At 73.4% G+C, this 20,555-nt stretch carries 18 protein-coding genes; 3 read left to right on the top strand and 15 right to left on the bottom strand.

Translation table 11 applies throughout. The annotated features are described in order from the left end of the window. Positions 1-29 precede the first annotated feature (29 nt). Positions 30-1,448 (top strand): DUF4153 domain-containing protein, encoded by a 1,419-nt coding sequence (locus PT931_RS13435; protein WP_456246054.1) that lies wholly within the window; start codon positions 30-32, stop codon positions 1,446-1,448. Positions 1,449-1,577: 129 nt separating this feature from the next. Here the strand turns inward: PT931_RS13435 and PT931_RS13430 are convergent, their stop codons facing one another. Further along, the gene (locus PT931_RS13430; protein ID WP_456246053.1) at positions 1,578-2,096 is read right to left on the bottom strand and encodes a hypothetical protein; all 519 of its coding nucleotides are present in this window, start codon (positions 2,094-2,096) and stop codon (positions 1,578-1,580) included. An 11-nt stretch (positions 2,097-2,107) separates the two neighbouring features. Continuing rightward, the gene (locus PT931_RS13425) at positions 2,108-2,602 is read right to left on the bottom strand and encodes a hypothetical protein (protein ID WP_456246052.1); all 495 of its coding nucleotides are present in this window, start codon (positions 2,600-2,602) and stop codon (positions 2,108-2,110) included. Between the two features lie 31 nt (positions 2,603-2,633). Here PT931_RS13425 and PT931_RS13420 point away from each other — a divergent pair, with 31 nt between their 5' ends. Next, positions 2,634-3,986 (top strand): FAD-binding oxidoreductase, encoded by a 1,353-nt coding sequence (locus PT931_RS13420; RefSeq protein WP_456246051.1) that lies wholly within the window; start codon positions 2,634-2,636, stop codon positions 3,984-3,986. Positions 3,987-4,719: 733 nt separating this feature from the next. Here the strand turns inward: PT931_RS13420 and PT931_RS13415 are convergent. Beyond that, the gene (locus PT931_RS13415; protein WP_456246170.1) at positions 4,720-6,387 is read right to left on the bottom strand and encodes a glycerol-3-phosphate dehydrogenase/oxidase; all 1,668 of its coding nucleotides are present in this window, start codon (positions 6,385-6,387) and stop codon (positions 4,720-4,722) included. Between the two features lie 117 nt (positions 6,388-6,504). Here PT931_RS13415 and PT931_RS13410 point away from each other — a divergent pair, with 117 nt between their 5' ends. Continuing rightward, positions 6,505-8,730 (top strand): S8 family serine peptidase, encoded by a 2,226-nt coding sequence (locus PT931_RS13410; RefSeq protein WP_456246050.1) that lies wholly within the window; start codon positions 6,505-6,507, stop codon positions 8,728-8,730. A 131-nt stretch (positions 8,731-8,861) separates the two neighbouring features. Here the strand turns inward: PT931_RS13410 and PT931_RS13405 are convergent, their stop codons facing one another. From PT931_RS13405 to PT931_RS13350, 12 genes are all read right to left on the bottom strand, one after another. Further along, positions 8,862-10,088 carry a sensor histidine kinase gene (locus tag PT931_RS13405; RefSeq protein WP_456246049.1) on the bottom strand — a complete coding sequence of 409 codons (1,227 nt, stop codon included), beginning with the start codon at positions 10,086-10,088 and terminating at the stop codon, positions 8,862-8,864. A gap of 40 nt (positions 10,089-10,128) precedes the next feature. After that, on the bottom strand, positions 10,129-10,806 hold the full coding sequence (locus tag PT931_RS13400) for a response regulator transcription factor (protein ID WP_456246048.1): 678 nt from the start codon (positions 10,804-10,806) through the stop codon (positions 10,129-10,131). Continuing rightward, positions 10,803-11,141: a hypothetical protein gene (locus PT931_RS13395; RefSeq protein ID WP_456246047.1), complete on the bottom strand. Its 339-nt coding sequence runs from the start codon at positions 11,139-11,141 to the stop codon at positions 10,803-10,805. Before PT931_RS13395 ends, PT931_RS13400 begins: the two co-directional genes overlap by 4 nt. Positions 11,142-11,148: 7 nt before the next feature. Further along, on the bottom strand, positions 11,149-12,339 hold the full coding sequence (locus tag PT931_RS13390) for an ABC transporter permease (RefSeq protein ID WP_456246046.1): 1,191 nt from the start codon (positions 12,337-12,339) through the stop codon (positions 11,149-11,151). After that, positions 12,336-13,004 (bottom strand): ABC transporter ATP-binding protein, encoded by a 669-nt coding sequence (locus PT931_RS13385; protein WP_456246045.1) that lies wholly within the window; start codon positions 13,002-13,004, stop codon positions 12,336-12,338. Before PT931_RS13385 ends, PT931_RS13390 begins: the two co-directional genes overlap by 4 nt. Further along, positions 13,001-14,119, bottom strand: coding sequence for an efflux RND transporter periplasmic adaptor subunit (locus PT931_RS13380; protein ID WP_456246044.1), 1,119 nt, complete (start codon positions 14,117-14,119; stop codon positions 13,001-13,003). The genes PT931_RS13385 and PT931_RS13380 overlap by 4 nt, the downstream gene beginning before the upstream one ends. A 41-nt stretch (positions 14,120-14,160) precedes the next feature. Further along, complete coding sequence (locus PT931_RS13375; protein WP_456246043.1) at positions 14,161-15,552, bottom strand: sugar porter family MFS transporter; 1,392 nt, start codon at positions 15,550-15,552, stop codon at positions 14,161-14,163. Between the two features lie 9 nt (positions 15,553-15,561). Continuing rightward, positions 15,562-16,587 carry a dipeptidase gene (locus PT931_RS13370; protein WP_456246042.1) on the bottom strand — a complete coding sequence of 342 codons (1,026 nt, stop codon included), beginning with the start codon at positions 16,585-16,587 and terminating at the stop codon, positions 15,562-15,564. Between the two features lie 408 nt (positions 16,588-16,995). Continuing rightward, complete coding sequence (locus PT931_RS13365; protein ID WP_456246041.1) at positions 16,996-17,592, bottom strand: dihydrofolate reductase family protein; 597 nt, start codon at positions 17,590-17,592, stop codon at positions 16,996-16,998. A gap of 425 nt (positions 17,593-18,017) precedes the next feature. Next, complete coding sequence (locus tag PT931_RS13360; RefSeq protein ID WP_456246040.1) at positions 18,018-18,686, bottom strand: copper homeostasis protein CutC; 669 nt, start codon at positions 18,684-18,686, stop codon at positions 18,018-18,020. Positions 18,687-18,722: 36 nt separating this feature from the next. Continuing rightward, positions 18,723-19,904, bottom strand: coding sequence for a hypothetical protein (locus PT931_RS13355; protein ID WP_456246039.1), 1,182 nt, complete (start codon positions 19,902-19,904; stop codon positions 18,723-18,725). A gap of 173 nt (positions 19,905-20,077) precedes the next feature. After that, the gene (locus PT931_RS13350; RefSeq protein WP_363725382.1) at positions 20,078-20,398 is read right to left on the bottom strand and encodes a PadR family transcriptional regulator; all 321 of its coding nucleotides are present in this window, start codon (positions 20,396-20,398) and stop codon (positions 20,078-20,080) included. Positions 20,399-20,555: the final 157 nt, after the last annotated feature.

Here is a 20,555-nt window from a genome sequence, read left to right as displayed (position 1 = left end):
CCCCAAGAACGCTCCGTAGCGTCGGCCGCATGACCGGATCGCAAGGAGCATCGAGAAACCTGGTGTGGGCGTTGCTCGGCACCGCCTTCGCCGTCTCCGTCGCCGTGCCGCTCGACCGGCCCGGTGCCGGTTGGCTGGTCGGCGGCATGCTGGCGGCCGGCTTCGTCCGGTACGCGAGCGGCCGCTGGCTGCCGGGCCGGTTGCGGGCCGGGTGGGCGCTGATCTGCCTGGCCCTGCTGGCCGTCGGCGGCTTCCGGGCCGCCGGCTGGCTGTTCACCCTGTGTGTCCTGGGCGCGCTGCTCGCCGGCATCCTCGCCGTGGCGGACGGCCGGCTCCACCGCCTGGGGCTCGCGGCCCTGAGCCCGTTCGCCTTCACCCCGCTCGGCCTCGCGTGGCTGGCCCGGGGCTTCGGGCGCGCGGCGTTCCGGCCGAACGGCCGACCGCTGGCGGTCATCGGGGCCTCGGCCGGCCTGCTGGTGGTGTTCGGGGCACTGTTGGCCAGCGCCGACGCCCAGTTCGGCGAGCTGCTCACCGGCTGGCTGCCCGCCCTGGAGGTCGGACCGGTCCTCCGGATGGGGATCGTGTTCTGGGGCGCGCTGGTGGCCCTGGCCTGCGCCGGGTACCTGGTCGGTCGGGAGGCCGGGGACCTGATCGGGCCGGAGCCGGCCGACGCCGTGGCCGCCCCGCCCAGGGCCGCACGGCTCCGCACCGGCGAATGGGCCGTACCGGTCGGGCTGCTCGTCGTGCTGTTCGCCGCGTTCGTGGCCGTGCAGCTCTCCGCGCTGTTCGGCGACCAGCCGGCGGGGGTGAGCTTCGCGGACAACGCGCGCGGCGGCTTCTGGCAGTTGTCCGCCGTGACGGTGCTGACGCTCGCGCTCATCGGGGCCGTGTTCCGGCTCGCGCCGCGCACCGACGGGGTGTTGCTGCGGTTGCTCCTCGGCGGGCTCGCCGGGCTCACCCTCGTGATCGTGGCCTCGGCGCTGCACCGGATGTCGCTGTACCAGGAGGCCTACGGCTTCACCCGGCTCCGGCTCCTGGTCTCCGCCTGCGAACTGTGGCTGGGCCTGGTGTTCGTCCTCGTGCTGGGGTCCCTGGTGCGGCTGCGCGGCGGCTGGCTGCCCCGCGCGATGCTCGCCACCGGGCTGCTGGCGCTGGTCGGGCTCGCGGCACTCAACCCGGACGGGTTCATCGCGGAGCGCAACGTCACCCGGTACGCGGCGACCGGGGACATCGACGTGGAGTACCTGGCCAACCTGTCGGCCGACGCCGCCCCGGCCCTGGCCGAGCTGCCCCCGGACCGGCGGGCGTGCGCGCTGCGGTTCGTCCGGGAGGAACTGCGGGACCTGCCAAATGACGAGTCGTGGCGGGGGTTCAACCTGGGGCGGCACCGGGCCGCGGAAAGCGTGCGCGGCGAGCCCGGGCCCTGCACCTGGCGGGAACTGCGCTGACGGCCCCGCCCGTGGACGGACGGGCGGCGGTGGGGCGCCCCACGGGGACGGAATGCGGCGGGCCGCTCCGGCCCCGTGGGGCGGACGGGGGCGGGCCGGCCCGGAGCAACCTGGGCCGGCCCGAGTCCATCAGGAGCCGGTCAGCCCCTGCACCAGGCCGACCAGCTTGCCGAACGTGGGCCGCGGCTCCCCGCAGTTCTCCACGGTGTAGCTCTCCTGGCCGAAGGTCAGCGTGTACGAGAACGTGTCCGCACACTTCGCCGTACCCGGCGTCTTGAGCTCCTTGACCAGAACCGGGTCCTTGAGCAGCCCGGTCAGCTCGGTGCGCTGCGCGTCCGTCAGCTTGCCGGACTTCTTCTGCGCGGAGCGGTTGTCGCTGGCCCACGAGCCGTCGGGCTGGATCGTCCACGTGTCCCGGACCCCGGCGAACCCACCGGTCCGGACCAGGGTCACGGCGTCGGTGGTGTTGGGGACCTTGGGCGGGTTGGCCGTGGCCTGGCCGGTGGCCGAGGGGCTTGGCTGTGCGGACGCCGACGGAGACGTGGTGACCTGGGTGTCGGCGGTCGGGGACGCGGAGGGCTCCGCGCCGCACGCGGCCAGGGCCAGGGCCGCGAGGCCGGCGATCGTCAGTACACGAAGGGTGCGCATCTTGGGTTCTCCTAGTTGGTCGCCGTCACACGGCCGACGAATTCCGCCAGCTCGACGATATGGGGGGTCGGGGACTCCAGGCCACAGCTCGGGACGATTCCCGAGGCCGGACCCGAGTTCAGGATGTAGTCGATGCCGTCCGGACAGGTCTCCGGGCGGGCGTCGGCTCTGAGTTCGGCCGCGAGGGCCGGGTCGTTCAGTTTCCGGGTCAGGTCGCCGAGCTGCTCCCTGGTGAGGGTGCCGGTGGCCTTGACCTGCTTGCCGGCCGGGTCGGTGCGCCGCCAGCCGCCGTCGGCCGTGATGGTCCACATGTCCGATCCGCCCTTGAGGCCGCCGGTGCGGACCAGGGTCATCTGGGTGCCGAATCCGGTCGGCGACGGAGCCGTGCCGCCCACGGACGGCGAGGCGGTGACCGCCGGGGTGGGCCTGGCGGCGGGCGTGGACGTGCAGGCCGGCAGGGCCAGCAGGGCCAGGACGACGAGGGCACGGGACGCACGCATACCCATGTGACGTCCGCCATGGCGCTACGGTTCCCGTATGGGACTGACTGCCGACCTCCGGGCCGCCCTCGGCGACCGGGTGCTGACCGACCCCGACGTGCTGGAGACCTACCGGCGGGACAAGGCGGACCTCTGCCCGGCCGGGGTGCCGCTCGCGGTGGTGCGGCCCCGTTCGACGGCGGAGGTGGTCGAGGTTGTCAGGATCGTCGGGGGGTACGGGGTCCCGATCGTCCCCCAGGGCGCCCGTACGGGGCTGGCGGGCGGCGCGAACGCGATCGACGGCTGCGTGGTGCTCAGCATGACCGCGATGGCCGACATCCTGGAGATCGACCCGGTGAACCGGCTGGCCGTCGTGCAGCCCGGGGTCGTCAACTCGGCGATCAGCGCGGCGGTCCTGGCGCACGGGCTGACGTACCCGCCTGATCCCGGCTCGTGGGAGTCCTCGACCATCGGCGGCAACGTGTCCACGGACGCGGGCGGCATGTGCTGCGTGAAGTACGGCGTGACCAGCCGGTACGTGCTCGGCCTGGAGGTGGTGCTCGCCGACGGGGAGGTGCTGCGCACCGGCCGGCGGACCGCGAAGGGCGTCGCCGGCTACGACCTGACGAAGCTGTTCGTCGGCTCCGAGGGCACCCTGGGCGTGATCACCGAGATCACCCTGAGCCTGCGCCCGACCCCGGGCCCGGCCCTCGGCCTCGCGGCGATCTTCCCGGGCACCGCCGCGGCGGGGGCCGCCGTGACCGCGATCGTGGCCGGCGGGCACAACCCGAGCCTGCTGGAACTGATCGACCGGACCCACCTGCGCGCCCTGGAGGCGTACCGGCCGATGGGTCTGCCCACCGACGCCGCCGCCCTGCTGCTCGCCGCCGTGGACACCGCCGGGCCCGAACTGGAGGCCCTGGCCGACCTGTGCCGGGCCGCGGGGGCCACCGAGGTGCACGTCGCCACGGACGAGGCGGAGACGGCGGGCCTGCTGGCCGCGCGCCGCAACGCGCACCCGGCGATGGAGCGGCTCGGCAAACTGATCATCGACGACGTGGCGGTGCCGGTCTCTCGGCTGGCCGAGCTACTCGACGGCGTCGACCGGGTCGCCGAGAAGCACGGCGTGACGATCGGGGTCGTCGGGCACGCCGGTGACGGGAACATGCATCCGAACATCGTCGTCACCGAGGACAACGTCGCGGCGTGTCAGGCTGCGTTCGACGAGATCATGGCCCTGGGGCTGGCGCTCGGCGGCACCTGCTCCGGCGAGCACGGGGTCGGACTGCTCAAACGCGACTGGCTGGCCCGGGAGCTCGGCCCCGTCGGCGTGCGCGTCCATCACGCGATAAAAGCCGCCCTCGATCCGCGAGGACTGCTGAACCCGGGGAAAGTGATTCCGGGCTCCTGACCCACTGGAGGTCGAGTTCCGCCCACTCCACAGCCGACCGGTCACCCTGAAATCGCCACTCGTCCCGGGCGGAGAGCTTCGGCAGCCGGTCGGTGAACAGCGCCATCGCGACCACCCCGCCCACGAACACCCCGCCGAGCGCCCACGTCGCGGCCTCGGCCAGGCCGGTGGCCCCGCCGTAGAGCCGGCTCCACGAGGCGGCGGCCGCCGCGAGCGGCACGGCGACCAGGGCGCCCGCGCCGGCGCTGAGCACCGCGCGCAGGTCGGGGCCGCCCGTCCGGAACCGGGTGAACGCCGCCGCGAGGATCACGGCGGCGGCGGCCAGACCGAACCGCCAGCCGAGATGCGCCTCGGCACCGTGCCCGCCGGGCCACGGCAGGACGCCGGCCACCGCACCGAACACCGGCAGCACGGCACCCAGGATGGCACCGGAAATCAACCCAACGATCAGGGTGCCAGTGGGCCGAACGGTGGATGTCATATCGCCACATTACGGAGTCCGGGGCTCCGGGCACGTCGAATTTTCGTCACAAGTGCGTATCACTCGCCGCGGTCGATGTGGCCGGCGGGCGTGGGGAGTGGGGGCCTGCGCGAGGTCCTCCGCCCACGGGGCTCCCGGGCCGTAATCCTGCCGGAAATCCACGTCGGACACCGCCAACTTTCCGGCGCGGACAGGTTCCGTCGGATTCCCGACTCAACCGGCGGTAACGCCCCCGACGTGGCTACCGGGGCGTCAGGCCGAGGCCGGGTCCGGGGCGTAGCCGCGCACGTCCGGCGCGCCCAACCGGGCCGCGTCCGCCGTCTGGTCGTCGGGCATCCGCTGGGACTCCCGCTCCGCCTGCACCCGGGCCAGGTAGTGGGTGATCTCGTTCGTCAGCGTCTCCGGGGACCAGCCGAGCACGTCGGCCATCAGCCGGGCCGCGTGCGGGGCGGACTCCACGCCCCGGTGCGAGGTCTCGATCGAGATCCGGGTCCGCCGGGTGAGCACGTCGTCGAGGTGCAGCGCGCCCTCGGCCCGGGCCGCGTACACGACCTCGGCGGCCAGGTACTCCGGCGCGCCGTCCAGCGGGCCCGGGTACTCGTCGGCGACGTCGAGGATCTCGGTGTACAGCGCGCCGTACCGTTCGAGGAGGTGTTCGAGGACGCCCACGGACACCGCGTGCCGCCGGGCGATGTCGGCGCGGTTCTGCCACGCGTGCTCGTACCCGTCGGCGCCGATCAGCGGGATGTCCTGGGTGCGCGACTCCGGGGTGCCGGGCAGCCGGGAGGCGGCCTTGTCGACCACGTCGGCGGCCATCACCCGGTACGTCGTGTACTTGCCGCCGGCCACCACCATCAGGCCCAGCATCGGCTCGACGACGGCGTGTTCGCGGGACAGCTTCGAGGTCTCGTCGGACTCGCCGGACAGCAGGGGGCGCAGGCCCGCGTACACGCCCTCGATGTCGGACGCCGCGATCGGGCGGTCGAGGACGGCGTTGACGTGTTCGAGCAGGTAGGCGATGTCGCGGCCCGACGCGGCCGGGTGCGAGCGGTCGAGCTGCCAGTCGGTGTCGGTGGTGCCGATGATCCAGTGCCCGCCCCACGGGATGACGAACAGGACCGACTTCTCGGTCCGCAGGATCAGGCCGTCGTCGCCGGAGATCGCCGAACGGGGCACGACGAGGTGGATGCCCTTGGAGGCCCGGACCCGCAGGCCGCGCTTCTTGGTGCCCAGCATCTCGGCGATGTCGTCGGACCACACCCCGGTCGCGGCGATCACGGTCCGGGCGCGCACGTCGAACTCGTCGCCGGACTCCATGTCGCGGACCCGGACGCCGACGACCTCGCGCGCGTCGCGGAGCACGTCCACGACCCGGGTGGACGTGGCCACGGCCGCACCCAGGGAGGCGGCGGTCCGGGCGATGGTGGCCACGAACCGGGCGTCGTCGACCTGGCCGTCGTAGAACTTGATCGCGCCGATCAGCTGGTCGTCGCGCAGGGACGGGAACCGGCGCTTGGCGGCCGTGCGGGACAGGTGCCGGTGCCAGGGGATGCCCCGGCCGAAGCCGAGCACGGAGGCCATCGAGTCGTACAGGGCCACGCCGGCGCCGTAGTAGGCGCGCTGCCAGACCCGGGAGGTGAGCGGCACCAGGAACGGCACCGGGCGGACCAGGTGCGGGGCGAGCCGGGTGAGCAGCAGGCCGCGTTCCCGCAACGCCTCGTAGACCAGCGGGAACTCCAACTGCTCCAGGTAGCGCAGGCCGCCGTGGATCAGCTTCGAGGAGCGCGAGGAGGTGCCCGACGCGAAGTCCCGCGCCTCCACCAGGGCCACCGACAGACCCCGGCTGGCCGCGTCCAGCGCCGCGCCGACCCCGGTCACGCCACCGCCGATGACCAGCACGTCGAACGTCTCGGTCCGCATCCGGTCGAGGTCGGCGGCCCGCCGTTCCGGGGACAGGCGGCTGCGGGCGTAGCGGGAGTCACTCGGATCACGGCGCACATGCCCACGGTATCGGTTGACCACGGATATCGTCCGGTTATGCAGCCTGAATCACCCTCGCCCTGGTCCGTCGTCGCGGCCGTGTTCGTCGGCCTGTGGGCGGTCGGGGTCACCTGGCTCACCCAGAGCGGCTGGTGGCTCGTCGCGGACCTGCTGCCCAGCTTCGGGCTGGACGCGCCGCCGGCCGTCGGCGTGGCGGTCGGGCTGGTCAACGCGCTGTTCGTCGCCGTGCCGGCCGCGTTGCTGCTGCTGTCGGGGCGGCCGGCCGTGCGGGCCGCCGGGACGGCCTGGCTGCTGGGGGCCGGGCTGATCGGGGTGCTGGCCGGCAGCCGGGCGGTCCCGGTCGCGTACCACGAATGGCTGCTGTTCTGTCAGCTCGTGCTCCTCGGGGTGTGCGACCTCGTCCTCCGGCGGCGCAGGCGGGAGCCCGGCGGGCGGCTCTGGGGGCTCGCGGCCGGGCTCGCGGTGGCGCTGCCGTGGGCGTGGGCCGGATCGCTCGGCGGCTGGTTCGAGACGTTCCTCGCGGTTCTGGTCGCCGTCGCGGTGGGCGTGTGCGCCGGCTCGCTGCTGGACTGGGCCCCGTTCCGGGCGCTCGGCACCGCCCGGCGGCTGTGGTGCGGGGGCCTCGTCGCGGGGGTCGCGTTCCTGCTGGTCGGCGCGTCGGCGGGTGCCGCCGGGCAGAACCTGCTCCTGATGGCCCTGCTGCCGCCGCTCGGGTTCGCCGCCGCCGCGCTGCACCGGCCGACGGGGATCGCGGCCCTGATCGGCGCCGCCGCCCTCGGCCCGCTGGCCTTCGTCGACCCGGAGGAACTGTCCCTGCTGCTCAACCTCGAAACCCGCGACATCGGGTACTGGGCCCTGATCGCCACCGCCGCCTCCCTGGCCGTCGCACTGCTCCTCTTCCTCCTCTACGGCCTGGCGGTCCCGCGCGACGCCGGCCGCCCGCTCGTCGCCGGTGTTCTCGCCACCCTGCTGCTCGTCGCCGGCGTCGGCGTCTACTTCGGAGCGGGCCGGCCCGGCTTCCACGGCGACCGGCTGTTCGTGATCCTCAAGTCCCAGGCGAACCTCGACGGCGTCCGGGGCGCGGCCGTGCACCCCCTGCTGAAGGGGCACGCCGAGGAGACCCAGCACGACCTGCTCGCCGCGCTGAAGGGCCGCGGCCTCGGCTACCGGTCGTACTACCTGGTCAACGCCGTCGAGGTCGACGCCAGCGACCCGGTGACCCGGTCCTGGCTGTCTGACCGGAAGGAGGTCGACCGGATCCTGCACAGCCCCCGCCTGCGCCCGCTCCCCGAGCCGCTCGCCGTCGCCAAGGGTGCTCTGCCCGCGCCGACCGGGCCGGGGTGGAACCTGGAACTGATCGGGGCGCCGACCGCGTGGGCCGCGGGCGCCAAGGGCCAGGGCGTCGTCATCGGCACGTCCGACTCCGGGGTGGGCATGGTGCCGGCGGTGGCGGACGGCTACCGGGGCGGCGCCGACTCCTGGTACGACCCCTGGAACGGCTCCAGGACGCCCCAGGACCACGGCGGGCACGGCACCCACACCCTGGGCAGCGCGCTCGGCCGGGGCGGGATCGGCGTGGCCCCCGAGGCCCGGTGGATCGGCTGCGTGAACCTCGACCGGAACATGGCCAACCCGGCGTACTACCTCGACTGCCTCCAGTTCATGCTCGCCCCCGGCGGCGACCCGACCCGGGCCCCGAACGTCCTCACCAACTCGTGGGGCTGCCCCGCCTCGGAGGGCTGCGACGCCGACGCGCTGACCCAGGCGCTCCGGGGCATCAAGGCCGCCGGGATCTTCTTCGTCGCCGCCGCCGGCAACAGCGGCCCCGGCTGCGGCACCGCTGGCGACGTCCCGGCCCTGTACCCCGAGAGCCTCACCGTCGGGGCCGTCAACCGGAACTCGGAGGTCGCGTCGTTCTCCAGCCGGGGGCCGGCCGGCGGACGGGTCAAGCCCGACGTCGTCGCGCCCGGGGCGGGGGTGGTGTCGGCGATGCCGGGCGGCGGGTACGCGGCCCTCGACGGCACGTCCATGGCCACCCCGCACGTCGCCGGGGTGGTGGCGCTGATGTGGTCGGCGAACCCGGCGCTGGTCGGGGACATCGACCGGACGACGGCGATCCTGCGGTCCACGGCGACCCCGGTGACGAAGGTCGACAAGGACAGCCTGCCGATCGACGGGTGCGACGGGAACCCGGAGAACGTGCGGGGCGCGGGGCTGGTGGACGCGGCGGCAGCGGTGGCGGCGGCGCGGGCGGCGGGCTGAGGCGGGCGCGGGAGACGCGCCGGGGCGGTCCGGCGCGGGCCGGGTATCGGAACCTGGTGACCGGCGCGGGCCGGGCATCGGAGCATGGTGACCGGCGCGCGCCAGGCCATGCGTCCCGGCGTCCGGACCGGTCAGGCCGTCGGCAGGGTCAGGCGGAAGTGCGCGCCGTGCTCGGACCCCACCAGGGTCGCCGCTCCCCCGTGCGCCGCGGCGACGGCCGCGACGATCGCCAGCCCCAGTCCGGCGCCCGACGACGCCGCCGCCCGGGTGGTCCCCGCCCGGTGGAACCGTTCGAAGATCCGTTCCGCGTGCCCGGCGGGGATGCCCGGCCCCTCGTCGGTCACGTCCACGGATCCGGGCCCGACGTGCACGGACACCGGCCCGGCGGTGTGCCGCAACGCGTTGTCCACCAGGTTCGCCACGGCCTGGCGCAACCGGACCGGGTCCCCCACGACCGGCGCGGACTCCCCGGTCAGGGTCACCCGGTCCGTCAGGTCGTCGAGGACCACGTCCGCCGCGATGTCCAGCAGGTCCACCTGTTCGGCGGCGAGCGGGCGGTGCTGGTCGAGCTGGGCCAGGAGCAGCAGATCGTCCACGAGTCCCGTCATCCGGACCGCCTGCGCGGAGATCCGGTCGATGATCCGGTCGGCGTCGGCGGGTTCCAGGGTGCCGCGCTGCTGGCGGTGGACGTCGGCGTACCCCCGGATGGTCGTGACCGGGGTGCGCAGCTCGTGGGAGGCCTCCCCGACGAACCGGCGCATCTGCTCGGCGGCGGACAGCGCCGCCCGTTCGGAGGCCTCCCGGCTGAGCAGCGCGGCCTCGATCCGGCCCAGCGTGCGGGCCAGTCCCCAGCAGGCCACCCCGAGCGCGAGCAGCGCGAAGCCCGCGACGCCGAGGTTGATGGTGGCCAGTCGGTCCACGGTGTCGTCGACGTCGGTCAGCCGGGTGGCGACCGTCAGGTACCCGGGTTCGCGCTGGTCGGCGACCCGGACGATCAACCAGTCCCCGGCCACGAACGGCCGGTCGACCGGGCCGGGCCGGACCCTCGGCGGGGCCTGGTCGCCGGAGTCGAGGGTCTGCACGAGCGTGCCGTCCTGGGCGTAGCTCTGCACCACGTAGTCGCTGGGCAGTTCCTGCCGGCCGCCGCCGGGGCGGGGCACGGTCAACCGGGGAAAGTGCCGGACCCGCTCGGCCGTCGCGACCAGGCGCTTCTCGGTCTGCGCCATCAGATAGTGCCGGAGCAGACGGGTACCCGCGAAGCCGGTGACCAGCAGGGTCGCCGACACCAGCGCCAGCACGCCGGCCACCAGCCGGAGCCAGAGCGGGGCCCGGCGCACGCCCGGCCAGGCCAGCCTCAACGGTGCACCGTGGTAGCGCCCGGCAGGCTCGGGGCGCCCGTCACGGCCGGGGCACCCGGAGCACGTACCCGACGCCCCGCAGGGTGTTGATCAGGCGCGGCCCGTGGTTGTCGACCTTCTTCCGCAGGTACGACACGTACAGTTCCACGATGTTCGCCTCCCCGTCGTAGTCGTGGCTCCACACCCGGTCGAGGATCTGCGACTTGGACACCACCCGCCCCGCGTTGAGCATCAGGTACCGCAGCAGCCGGAACTCGGTGGGCGACAACGCGACGAGGCACCCGGCGCGGCGCACCTCGTGGCTGCCCTCGTCGAGCTCCAGGTCGCCGACCCGGATCCGGCCGGTGGCGGCCTCGGCGGTCCGGCGCAGTACCGCCCCGATCCGGGCGATCAGCTCCTCCAGCGCGAACGGTTTGGTGACGTAGTCGTCGCCGCCGAGCGTGAGGCCCGCGACCCGGTCGTCGACGTCGCTGCGCGCGGTGAGGAACACGACCGGGGCGTCCACGAGGGTCCGGAGCTGCCGGAGCACCGCGAACCCGTCGAGGTCGGGCAGCATCACGTCGAGGACGACCAGGTCGGGCGGGTTCCCGGCGGCGTGCCGCAGCGCGTCGCCCCCGGTGCCGACGGCGGTGACGTCGAAGCCCGCGTACCGCAGTCCGCCGGTGAGCAGTTCGCGGATGTCGGGCTCGTCCTCGACGACGAGCAGCCGGGCGGTCACCGGGCGCCGCCGGTGCCCGGGTTACCGCCGCCCCCACCCGGGTTGCCGGCCCCACCGGGGTTACCAGCCCCGCCCGGGTTGCCGGCCCCGCCCGGGTTGCCGCCGCTCGGCCGGGTGAACCCCGGGAAGTTCCCGCCGCCGGGGAACTGCTGCTGCGGGTTCGTCACCGTGGGCGTGGCCGGGGTCCCCACCTGCCGGGTCGTGTACGCCCCGGCGACGAACCCCGCGACGAGCAGCACCAACCCGAGCAGGATCGCCGTACTCCTCGGCAGCCGCCAGCTCCGGCGTCGTCGCGCGACCGCGTCCGCGAGCTGGGCCTGCACCTCGTTCGCCATAGCCATCCTATTCATATCGAAGTGCATCTATCGGGCGCATCGAGGCGGCCCGGTGCGCGGGGAAGCTGCCGAAGAACAGGCCGATCGCGACCGAGACGCCGAGCGCCAGCGCGACCGAGCTGGGCACGATCACCGGCTGTACCCCGCCGATCGTGAACGTCGCCCCGACCAGGGCCACCAGCACGCCCAGGCCGCCGCCGACCAGGCTCAGCACCGTGGCCTCCATGAGGAACTGGCCGAGGATCGTGCCCCGGGGCGCGCCCAGCGCCTTGCGGATCCCGATCTCCCGGGTCCGCTCGGTGACCGTGACCAGCATGATGTTGGTGACGCCGATCCCGCCGACGAGCAGGCTGATCGCCGCCACCGCGCCGAGCAGGAACGTGAACGTGTCCGCCGTGGCGGTGCGGGTGGCCAGCAACTGGGCCTGGTTCTGCACCCGGAACGGACTGTTCGCGGCCGTCGCGTGGTGCCGGGCGTTGAGCACGTTGAGCACCTCGGCCTGCGCGAGGTCCGTGGTCTCGGCGCTGGTGGCCCGCACGAGGATCGAGGACAGGCCGCCGTAGCCGGTGACGCTCTCCCGGAGGGCCGCCACGGGCACGATCACCGTGTCGTTCGGGTCGGAGAAGCCGGCGGTGTCCTTGGCCGCGAGCACCCCGGTCACCGTGAACCGGACCCCGCCGAGCGTGACGGTCTGCCCCACCGGGTCGGTCCGGCCGAACAGTTCGCTGGCCACGGTCCGGCCGAGCACCGCAACCCGCCGGGTGTCGCCCGCCCCGAACAGCTCGCCGGACTCCAGCCTCGTGTTCGTCGCGGCCAGGTAGCCGGGTTCGGTGCCGATCACCTGGGGCACCGCGTGCGACGTCGACTCCCGCACGGCCGTCAGCGCGGTGGTGACAACCGGAGAGACACTCACAGCGTCGGGTACGAGTGCCCTGTCCAGCAACGATTCCGCGTCCGCCAGGGTCAGCTCCCCCGAGGAGGTCTGCGCCGCCGTCGCCGACCGGCCGCCCGCGCTCCGGTTGCCCTGCACCGTCAGCGTGTTGCTGCCCAGGCTCTCGATGCCGGCCTGCACGGCCTTCGCCGACCCGTTCCCGTACGCGACCAGCATGATCACCGCGCCGACCCCGATCAGGATGCCCAGCACGGTCAACCCGGACCGCAGCTTGTTCGCGGTCAGCCCGCGTACCGCCTCCCTCACGCGAGCTCACCGTCCCGGAGCCGGATCACCCGGTGCGCCCGGTCGGCGACGTGATCCTCGTGCGTGATCAGGGCGATGGTGACGCCCGTCCTGTTCAACCCGTCGAGCACGTCGAGAACGTCCGCGGTGGAGTGGCTGTCCAGGTTGCCGGTCGGCTCGTCGGCCAGCAGCAGGGCCGGCTCCGTGACCAGCGCGCGGGCGATGGCGACCCGCTGCTGCTGGCCGCCCGACAACTCGTTGGGCAGGTGGTCGAGCCGGTCGCTCAGCCCGACGGTGTCCAGGGCCGCCAGCGCCCGTTCGCGTCGGGCCCGCCGGGGCACCCCCGCGTACGTCAGCGGCAGTTCGACCTGGGCCAGCGCCGTCCGCCTCGGGATCAGGTTGAACGCCTGGAACACGAACCCGATCCGGCGGTTGCGGACCAGCGCCTGGCTGTCGTCGTCGAGCTCCGCCACGTCGATCCCGTCGAGGTGGTAGCTCCCCGACGTCGGCGTGTCCAGGCAGCCCAGCACGTGCATCAGGGTCGACTTGCCCGAGCCGGAGGAGCCCATGACGGCCACGTACTCGCCGCGCTCGACCGTGAGCGAGACGCCACGGAGGGCGTGCACGGCGGCCTCGCCGGATCCGTACACCTTGGTGAGGTCGCGGACCGCGATCACCGGCCTCATCGGGCGGTCCGGCCCGTGCCGCCGGTACCCCGCTGGTTGGTCGGGTTCTGGGTCGTCGTCGCCCCGCCCGTCGTGGCCAGCACGACCTTCTCGCCCGCGACCAGCCCGCCCGTGACCTCGGTGTACAGGTCGCCCTGCAACCCCACCTGCACCGTCTTGGCGGACTGCGCGCCGGCCGCGTCGACCACGGTCACCGTGGCCCGGTTGCCCGCGACCCGCACCGCGCTCGTCGGCACCACCAACACGCCCTCCTTCGCCCCGGTCACCACCGTGACCGACGCGGACTGCCCGAGCCGCACCTCCGCCGGCAGTTGGTCGAACGTGACCGTCACCCCGTAGGTGACCACGCTGTTCTGGGTGGTCGGCACCGGATCCACCACCGACACCTTGCCCGGGGCCGGCTTGCCCGGGGCCGCGTTCAGCGTCACGGTCACCGCCTGGCCGACCTTCACCTTCAGGCTGTCGGCCTCCGTGAACGACGCCCGGACGGTCAGGTTCGCCAGGTCCGTGAGCTGGAAGAGGGGCGTGCCCGCGCTCGTACCCGTCGAGGCGGTCTTCGTCCCTCCCCCCGCGCTCGCCCCGCCGACCTCGGCGTTCACGGCCAGCAGCGTGCCGCCCGAGGGGGCCTTCAGGGTCGAACTCTCCAACGCGTCCTCAGCCTGCTCGGCCTTCGCCTGCGCCGAGACCAGGGACGACTGTGCCCGGGCGACCTGGGAGGCGTCCACCTTCGCAGCGCCCTTCGCGGCGGTCAGGTCGGCCTGCGCGGACGTCACGGCCGCCCAGGCGGCCGCGGAGTTCTGTTCGAGCACCCTCGTGTCCAGCGTGGCCAGGACGTCCCCGGCCTGCACCACCTGGCCGGCCTTCACCTTCACGTCGCTGATCCGGCCGGCGGCCGTGAAGTCCACGTTGAGGATCTTCGCGGCCGTGACCGTGCCGCTCGCCGCGATGGAGGCACTGACGGCGCCCTGGGTCACCGCGACCGTGCGGACGCCGGCCTTCGCCTCGGTCCTGGCGGGTGAGCGGAGCGCGAAGTAGCCGGCCACCCCGCCCGCGAGAATCAGCAGGGCCAGGACGCTGTTGGTGATGACGAGGCGACGCCGCCTGGGATTGCGCATGGTGGGTACCCCACCACTCCGACCTGTGAGGACCCTATGAGTTACATGTCCTCCAGCTCCCGACCCTTCGTCTCCTTGATGAACCGCAGCACGAAGATCAGGGCCAGGAACGCGAACATGGTGTACAGCCCGTACGCCAGCGTCAGCCCCACGCTGGCCAGCGGCGGGAACGTCACCGTGATGATCCAGTTGGCGATCCACTGCGCGGCGGCGGCCACGGCCAGCGCGGTGGCCCGGATCCGGTTGTTGAACATCTCGCCGAGCAGCACCCACACGACGGGCCCCCAGCTCATCCCGAACGCGAAGACGTACACGTTGGCGGCCACCAGCGCGATCTTCCCCTCGGTGTCCCCGAGCACCAGATCCGTCCCCGAACCGCTCGCCGTGGAGAACGCCCACGCCATCAGCCCCAGCGACAGCACCATCCCGGCCGCGCCGATGATCAGGAGCGGCCGGCGGCCCACCTTGTCGATCAGCGAGATCGCGACCAGCGTGGTGACGATGTTGGTGACGGACGTGATCACAGAGGTGAGCATCGCGTCGGACTCGGCGAACCCGACCGCCTGCCACAGGGTCGTGGAGTAGTAGAAGATCACGTTGATGCCGACGAACTGCTGGAACACCGACAGCAGGATCCCGACCCAGACGATGCCGCGCAGGCCCAGCACCGGCCCGCGCAGGTCCCGCAGGTTCACGGCCTGGTCGCCGCCCGCCAGGGACCGGACGATCTCCTTCATCTTCAGGTCCACGTCGCCGCCGACGAAGCGCTTGAGCACCTCGCGGGCCCGGTCCATCTTCTTGACCTTGACCAGGTACCGGGGCGACTCGGGAATCTGGAGCGCCAGCACCCCGTACACGAGGGCCGGCAGCATCGCCGACGCGAACATCCACCGCCACGCCGCGCCGCCCCACGGCACCGACTCGCCCGCCCCGCCCGCCGACCGGGCCAGCAGATAGTCGATGAGCAGCGACGCGAAGATCCCGGACACGATGGCCAACTGTTGCAGCGAACCGAGGCGCCCCCGGATGTCGGCCGGCGAGATCTCCGCGATGTACGCGGGCGCGATCACGGACGCCGCCCCCACCGCGAACCCGCCCACGAGCCGCCACCCGGTGAGACTGATCGGCCCGACCGACAGCGCCGAACCCAGCGCGCTGATCCCGAACAGGATCGCGGCGAGCAGCATCACCCGCAGCCGCCCCCACTTGTCGGCGAGCGGCCCGGCGAACCAGGCCCCCACGGCGCAGCCCAGGAGCGCGGAGGAGACGACGAAGCCGAGGACCGCCGAGGACAGTCCGAACTCGGCCTTCACCGCGTCCACGGCCCCGTTGATGACCGCCGTGTCGTACCCGAACAGGAAGCCGCCGATCGCGGCCGATCCGGACACGAACAGCACCGCGCCGTGCCGCTGACCCTCCGAGATTTCGGTCATGTCGCAAATCTATAGGCTTGCCCGCATCACCCGCAGCGCATTCCCGTGCGCCAACGCGCCCAGCTCCGCCTCCGACCAGCGCCGCCGCCGCAGTTCCTCCAACAGCCTCGGATACCCGGCGACATCCTCCAACCCTGCCGGCAACAGCTCGACCCCGTCGTAGTCGCCGCCCAACCCGACATGGTCCACCCCGGCCACCGCCCGGACGTACTCCACGTGGTCCGCGACATCGGCCACCCCGACCGGCGGCAGCGGGTTGGCGCGCAGCCAGCCCGGTACATCCTCCTGTTTGTCCTTCTCCTCCGCCCAGGCCCGACACTCCTCCGTCAGGAACCACGGCACGAACGTCACCATCACCAGCCCCTCGGTGTCCCGCACCCGCCCCAGCACGTCGTCGGGCACATTGCGCGGGTGGTCACACAGCCCGCGCGCCGAGGAATGCGAGAAGAACGCCGGGGCCGTCGACGTGTCCAGCGCCGCGTGCATGGTGCTCGGCGCGACGTGCGACAGGTCCACCATCATCCGCAGCCGGTTCAGCTCCCGCACCACGTCGTGCCCGAACTCCGTCAACCCGCCCACCACCGGGTCGTCCGTCGCACTGTCCGCCCACGGGATGTTCCTGATGTGCGTCAGGGTCAGGTAGCGCACGCCGAGCCGGTGCAGCATCCGCAACACCCCCAGCGAGGAGTCGATCTGATGCCCGCCCTCCGCGCCCATCAGCGACGCGATCCGGCCCCGCTCCCAGGCGCGCTCGACCTCGGCGGCGGTCGTCGCGAGCTCCAGGTCCCCGTACCGCCGGATCAGCGCGTGCACCGCGTCGACCTGCTCCAACGTGGCCGTCACCGGGTCGGGCTCGTCCTGGTCCACCCACACCGACCAGAACTGGGCGGCCACCCCGCCGGCCCTCAGCCGGGGCAGGTCGGTCTGCAGCCCGGTCGCGGTCTGATCAACACCGAGATCGAAGAGATCCGGGTTGTACCGGTACCGGGCGCGCAGCTCCCACGCCAGGTCGTTGTGCCCGTCGATGATGTCCACGGGCCGATCCTACGACCAGCGATTTCGTCCGGGGTGGGGGTGAAGCGGGGGTGGGCGGTGGTGGGCCTTCGTGCCCGTGGCGGCTGGGCGGTGGCGGGTCTTCGTGCGCGGGGCGGCTGAGCGGCGGGCACTGTGCTCGTGGCCGCTGGGCGGTGGCGGGCCTCCATACGCAGGGCGGCTCAGCGGTGACGGGCCTCCGTGCGCTTGGCCGCTGGGCGGCGGCGGGTCTTCGTGCGCGTGGCCGCTGGGCGGCGGGTCTCCGTGCCCGTGGCGGCTGGGCGGCGGCGGGCACGGCAGGCCCCGGCAGCCCAGGGTCTGCCGGGGCGCTGTCGCGGGTGGCCTCAGGAACGGCCGGTTGGCTTCGGCGGCGGCGCCTCCCCGCAGGGCACCGCCGCCGGTCGGGCGGGACTACTTCGTCGCGGCCGGGCGGTAGACGCACACGTTGACGCCAGCGTCACTCGTGGTCGCGGAGACCAGTTCGAGCGTGTGCAGCCCCCCGTCGGCGGGGAAGATCGACTTACCTCCACCGAGGAGTACCGGCATGACGATCAGCCGGAGCTCGTCCACCAGGCCCTCGCCGATCAGGGTGCGCGCGAGCGTCGGGCTGCCCATGACGACCAGGTTCCCGCCCTCGGCCGCGCGCAGCTGCCCGATGTCGGCGACGGCCGTACCACCGGGAATCAGCGTGCTGTTGTTCCAGCTCAGGTCGTCCTCGCCCAGCGTCCCGGACACCACGTACTTCGGGAGCGCGTTCATCCGGTCCGCGAACGGGTCACCGGCCCGCTCGGGCCACGCCCCGGCCATCGTCTGCCACGTACGACGCCCGAACAGCAGCCCCTCGGCCCCGCTCATCGCCCCGTCGAACGCGCCACCCACGATCTCCGGGTCGAAGAACGGATGCGACCACCCACCGTGCGCGAACCCGCCGTCGGTGTCCTCCTCGGGCCCGCCCGGCGCCTGTACGACCCCGTCCAGGCTCATGAACTCCACAATCACGATGCGCACGGAACTCGCCCCTCTTCCCCACTCCGACATACGGCGCTGAAGATCATCCCACCTCGCCGCGGTCGGCACCCGCACATCGGCGGGAGCCTGCCCCACCGCTCGCCACCCCCGGTGACCCACCAGGCCCCGGCCGGCACCCCACCATCGACCGTCACGGCCACGAACACACCGCTCGTCACCCCCGGTGACCCACCAGGCCCCGGCCGGCACCCCACCATCGACCGTCACGGCCGTGAGCCCTCGGTGGCCCACCGAGCCCGGCGGGGTGCAGCCCTGCCTTCCGGGGCGCCAGCGGCCATCACGTCAGGCTGAGCACCAGCGGTCCCGCCGCACGCCCGCGCTCAGACTGCGCACCGGCAGACCCGGACGTCACGCGCCCGGCAGTCAGCGTGCGCACCCTCAGACCCGCCCGCCGCGCCCAACGGTCAGCCCGAGACCACCGCGCGCCACTCCGCCACCCGCTCGGCGCTCACCCCGGCGGCCCAGCCGCCCTCGGCCCGCGCCGCGCTGCCCACGTGGAACGCCCGTACCCCGTTGGCGCGCAGCACCGGCACGTGGGCCGGCGTGAGTCCGCCCCCGGCCAGGATCAGCGCCGGGTCCCGGGCGAGCAGCCCGTCGAGCCCGGCGCCGAGCCCCTGCGGCGAACCGGCGGTGAGTACGGCGTCGAGCCCCGGGAGGGCGCACACCAGGTCCCAGGCGTCCGGGCCGACCGCGTGGTCGATGGCGCGGTGAAAGGTCCACGGTCGACCGTCGAGCGCTCCGGCGAGGCGGGTGGTGGAGGGGACGTCGATCTCGCCGGTACCCGTCAGGAAGCCCAGCACGAACGCGTCCGCACCGGCGTCGACCAGCTGGGCGGCCACGGCGGACAGCTCGTCCAGGTCGCGCTCGTCGGTCTGGAAGCCGGCCCGGGACCGGAGCATGACCCGGAGCGGGAGCCTGGTGGCGGCCCGGATGGCGGCGACCGTCGCCACGGACGGGGTGAGCCCGTCGGCGCGCATGTCGGCGACGACCTCCAGACGGTCGGCCCCACCGGCCTCGGCGGCGGCCGCGTCGAAGGCGTCCAGGGCGATGATCTCCAGCAGCGCGCGCGTCATGGACAGGATTGTTTCAAATTACCCGAGGTGTCTCCGTTACCGGGGCCACACCGGACTGTCGCCGCCCCCTGGCTCGGGCGTCCGGACGGGCACCCAGGCCACCCGGCGGCTGCTCTGGACGACATAGCTGAGGGCGAACGCCGTTACGAACGGGAGTATGTAGGACATCCTGTCGAAGTACGTCGGGACGCTCTCGCTGATGATCCACCCGGACAGCCCTGGGCCGAGGTCCACGCCGCCCAGCGTGCCCGGCAGCCACCACACGAAGAGGTTCCACGGGGCCTGTGCCCCGAACCGCTCCACGACCTGGACGCCGGCCGCCAGATACAGCGAGCCCAGCCCCCCGAACACCGCCACAACCCCGCCCTCGACTCCGGCCCTGGCTATGGCTCTAGCGCTGGCCCTAGCCCCAACTCCGGCGCCGCGTCCGGGCCTGGGTCGACGACGGCCCCCCAACCAGAACAGCACGACAGCAGCCACTCCCAGCCCCAGCCCCCACGCGAAGACACTGTGCAGCACCCGGACCTGCCGACCCGGGTCGCGGTTGTCCAGCGCCTCGATCGCGCCCAACAGCACCGCCGTCGCCGCCACCAGCACGGCCAGACACACGAGCGGACGAACCATCGCCCCCGGCGGCCGCTCTGCCACAGAACTGGCCCGACCAGCCGACGACGGAAGCCCCTCAGACCACTGGTTCCTGCCTGCCGCAGCCGGAGTTCCGGCACCTGGCAGAGAGCTCCCGCCAGCCGCCACGGTGCCGGGCTCCTCCGCGGCGGAGTTGTCCGCCCTCAAGCTGGAGCCCACATCAGTGCTGGCCGCCCCGCCAGGGGCCTCCCGCGCCACCAGCACCCCGAGCCCCGCCGACGTCAGCGCGAACAAGAGGAACACGACCGCGTGCAGGATGTAGCCCGCCAGCAGGGACCCGTCGAACGCACCCCGGGCGAACATGGCGACATACATCCCAACCTCGCCGAACACACCGAGCAGCGGGGCGAACAGCATGAGCAACCCGGGCCGCCACACCCCCCGGAGCGCCAGCCGCAGACCCTCCCCCCGCGCGCCGTCCCGGGGCGGCCGGGCCACGGCCAGGCTCGCGGCGAACGTCAGCCGGGCCCACGCGCCCTCGATGACATGCACCTCGGCAGCCCACTCGGGCCCGACCTCGGCCCGCAGGTGCTCCGGCCACCGCCGAACCGCGACCCGCAACAGGAAACGCACCAACCACGCCCCAGAACCGGCCGCATCACCCGGCTCCGAACCGGAACCCGAACCGGAGCCGGAGCCGGAACCTCGACCAGAGCCTGAACCAAGCCCTCGCCCAACCTCCGGCCCCGTGCCCGAGCCCGAACCTCGCCCTGAGCCCGGATCCACCCCCTCCACACCCCCCGCCGTCACCATGCCGGACGCACCACGGGAGCCGGACTGGTCTCCTGCCGCAAAGCCTGAAGCGCCACCCGCGACCGCGACGCCCCCTCAGCGGTGACCCGGTAATACCTCCGGGCGGGCCGCCCGGCCTGAACCGGATCGATGTCCTCCCACTGCGTCTCCAGCCACCCGGCACGCACCAGCCGCGTCAGGATCGGATAGAGGCTGCCACTGGCCAGGCCCGTCTGGTGCATCAGGTCGAGCCCGTAGCGCTCGACCTCCACGTCCGCCAGGAACGCCGCGAGCACCCGCGCCACCGGCACCGTCAACCGCACATCATCCGCCACCCCAAGAACTCTACATAGGGTCTATGCCTGTTGTCTACATAGGGTCTGGCCAGCCCGCCCCCGTCACCGACCCCGCCAGGCCCAACCGAAGAGACACCCAAGCCGATGCCGCAGCCCCGGCCCGGACCCCGACCCCGACCCCAGCCCCGGACCCGGA

Source organism: Longispora urticae (assembly GCF_053902585.1).
This window is presented reverse-complemented; position numbering and strand designations above follow the sequence as displayed.